This window comes from Sphingomonas sp. CCH9-F2 (genome assembly GCF_001556735.1).
Classification (GTDB): Bacteria; Pseudomonadota; Alphaproteobacteria; order Sphingomonadales; family Sphingomonadaceae; genus Sphingomonas; species Sphingomonas ginsenosidimutans.
On the sequence record NZ_LSJO01000206.1, the window covers coordinates 1 to 3,269 of the forward strand.

The 3,269-nt window shown below is 69.2% G+C and carries 3 protein-coding genes; 2 read left to right on the top strand and 1 reads right to left on the bottom strand.

Annotation, left to right across the window (positions count from 1 at the left end; all coding sequences use genetic code 11):
• Both atzF and AX685_RS06000 read left to right on the top strand, forming a co-directional pair.
• Window positions 1–1,282, top strand: a 1,282-nt coding sequence (gene atzF, locus AX685_RS05995) for an allophanate hydrolase (protein WP_066486422.1), incomplete at its 5' end; no start/stop codon positions are given.
• A 17-nt stretch (window positions 1,283–1,299) separates the two neighbouring features.
• Window positions 1,300–2,229 (top strand): Vgb family protein, encoded by a 930-nt coding sequence (locus AX685_RS06000; RefSeq protein ID WP_420542563.1) that lies wholly within the window; start codon window positions 1,300–1,302, stop codon window positions 2,227–2,229.
• A 487-nt stretch (window positions 2,230–2,716) separates the two neighbouring features.
• Here the strand turns inward: AX685_RS06000 and AX685_RS06005 are convergent, their stop codons facing one another.
• Window positions 2,717–3,058: a UrcA family protein gene (locus AX685_RS06005; RefSeq protein WP_066486431.1), complete on the bottom strand. Its 342-nt coding sequence runs from the start codon at window positions 3,056–3,058 to the stop codon at window positions 2,717–2,719.
• Window positions 3,059–3,269: the final 211 nt, after the last annotated feature.

A 3,269-nucleotide genomic window follows, 5' to 3' on the forward strand; every position in this document is an offset into this window, starting at 1 on the left:
GGCGGCGGGGGTGGCGGCGTTCGCACTGGGCACCGACACTGCGGGGTCGGGCCGCGTGCCCGCCGCGTTCAACCATTTGATCGGGTTCAAGCCCAGCAAGGGCCGCTGGAGCACGCGCGGGCTGGTGCCGGCGTGCCGCACGCTCGACTGTATCACCGTCTTCACCGACGACACCGCCGATGCGCGGCTCGTCGACGGCGTGCTGGCCGGTTTCGACGCGGATGATCCCTATTCGACGCCACTGGCCGATCGCGGCGTCGCGGCGGGGCGGATCGGGGTGCCGCGCCGCGGGCAGCGAATGTGGTTCGGGGATGCGCAATCGGAGTATCTCTACGACCGTGCGCTGGCGACGCTGGCGGCGGGTGCGGAGATCGTCGAGATCGACATTGCGCCGCTGCTGGAGGCCGCGCAGCTGCTGTACGGCGGGCCATGGGTGGCGGAGCGGACGGCCGCGATCGGCGATCTGCTGACCCGCGCGCCCGATGCGATCGACCCGACGGTGCGTGCGGTGGTGGCGCCGGGCGCGGACATCGACGCGGTGACGCTATGGCGCGGGATGTATCGGCTGGCGGAGCTGAAACGCCATGCGGACATGCTGTTCCAGGACATTGATCTGCTGGCGTTTCCGACGACGGGCACCACCTATCGCGTCGCCGAGCTGCTGGCCGCGCCGGTCGCGCTCAACAGCAACCTGGGGTTCTACACCAATTTCGTGAACCTGCTGGACATGGCGGCAGTCGCGGTGCCCGCGGGCGTGCGCGACAATGCGACCGGGTTCGGGATCACGCTGATCGGGCCGGCGGACAGCGACCGCGCGCTGCTGGACGTGGCCGATCGCTATCTGGCGGCGGCCGACCTGCCGCCGCCGCCACCGCTGGATACGGGGGACAGAATGGACAAGGTGAAGCTTGCGGTTGTCGGTGCGCATCTGAAGGACATGCCGCTGCACTGGCAGCTGACGTCGCGCGAGGCGGTGTTCGTAGGGGCATTCCAGACCGCGCCGACCTATTGTTTGTACGCGATGGCGGACAGCGTGCCGCCCAAACCGGCGCTGGTGCACGACGAAGGCGGCGCCGGAATCGCGGTCGAGGTATACGAACTGGACGTCGCCGCCTTCGGCAGTTTCGTGGTCGAGGTGCCCGCGCCGCTGGCAATCGGCACGGTCGTGCTGGCGGACGGCAGCAGCGTGAAGGGCTTTGTCGCGGAGCCGCGCGCGCTGACGGGGGCGCAGGACATCACCGATCTGGGCGGCTGGCGCGCCTATATCGCGCAACGCGCGTGAGGAGGAACACGGATATGATGCGTTGGGGGGCAGCATTTGCGGCGATGGCGCTGACGGGCGGCATGGCACCGGCGGCGATGGCGCAGAAGGAACAGGTCATTTCCGTACCCGGTTTCGCCGACTTTCTGGCGGTGGACGGGACGACGGTATGGGCCACCAATCGCGGCCGCGTGGAGCAATGGTCGCTGGACGGAAAGCGCGCCGACGTGCCGATGGGGCGGCCGTGCGGCGCGATGGCGTTCGCCAACGACACATTGTGGGTTGCCGATTGCGAGAAGCGCGCGCTGACCCGCATCGACGCACGCACCGCCGCGGTCGTCGCGACGATTCCCACCGGCGTCGCCAATCCGGCGGGCGAGCTGAACGTCGTCGCCGGCGCCGGATCGATCTGGATCGCCAGCGACGACAAGGGTGCGGTGTCGCGGATCGACCCGGCGACCAACGCGGTCGTCGCCTCAGTCAAGGTCGCGCCGGGCACCTGGTATCTGGCGTTCGGCTTCGACGCGGTGTGGGCGGTCAGTGCGAACGGCCGCGTGCTGCAACGCATCGATCCGACCACCAATGCCGTCACCGCCACCGTACCGCTGGGCGCGCAGCCCGGATTCCTGGCGGCGGGCGAAGGCGCGGTATGGGTGCAGGAACAGGGCGACGGCACGCTCGCAAGGATCGACCCGGCGACCGCGAAGGTGACCGGCCGCGTCAAAGTGGGCGCGAAGCTGGCCTATGGCGATATCGACACCGGCGGCGGCAAGGTATGGCTGCGCACCACCGAGGACCAGACGTTCGCGGTGATCGATGCCGGCACGCTGGCGATCGACGCGCGCGTCGGCAAGTCGGTGGGCAGCGGCGCGCTACGCTATACCGACGCGGGCGTGTGGACCAGCGCGCATGACCATCACACGTTGTCGTGGTGGCCGGCGCCGGTGACGGGGGGTGCGGCGAAGTAAGGCGCGGCGCTGAAGGCGAAGATCGGTTCGCGCAGAGGCGCAGAGAGGGCGCGATTCCGGCGGGTTGTCGTATCCGTTGCAGCGAGGCTTTGGCCGCGATGGTGAAGCGGCCCCGTGTCGGTCGTCCGGCAATACATGATCGCAGAAGGAAGGCGTTCACCCGAGGGCGCGAAGGGCGCTCCGCTTGCCGTCCGCGTAGCGGCTTCATTTCTACCCGATGGGAAGAATGACGCTTCGCGTCCGCGCCCCCCTCTCTGCGCCTCCGCGTCTCCGCGGGAACGGCCTGCTTCTTCGCATGATCTGGCGCAAGATGGTTGTGGTCAAGCGCCGCGGGCCAGTTCCTGATCGCTCGGCGTGGCTTCCGTACCCCCGCCCCTGTTCGTCAGCGACGATCGGGGAGCCACTTATCCACAACGCGCGAAACGCCAGCGCGGCCCGGCACCTTGCGATGCCGGACCGCGCAGGCGCGTTCGGCAATCCGATCGGATCAGCGCAGCGAGGCGAGCTGGGTCACGCGCGGCGCGGCGAGTGCGGCCTGGCGCGATTCGATCTGGTTGCGGATGTCGGCGATCACCTGCGTGCGGCATGCGCGCGCCTTGTCGGCCAGCGCGAGGTGGACGCCGGCGAGACGATCGTCGCCGCACACCGCCTGCGCGGCCGCGTCCATGCGGATTGCCAGACGCTGCTGACCATCGGCGGTGGTCAGGTCGATGCCCTTGAGCTGGAGGACCGCGGCATCCTTCGCCAGCGGATTTTCGCTACCGGCGGCCTGCGCCGCGCCGGTGAATGCCAGGCCGAACGCGGCCGCGGCGATCAATCCCACCTTCATCACTCTCTCCTTCCGCCTTGTCAGCGGCCGTTCGCGCAGTGCGCGACGGCGCACGCCACATAGGGACGTGCGACAAATGCGGCAAGAAGGCGGCGGCAATTAAATCTGCATCAATGTACCCGGACCGTGAGCATGGCGAGGTCGATCCGGTGGCCGAGCAGCCCGATCGGCAGATCCGCCAGCTGCGTGGTAGCCGCCCCATCCCCCCCGC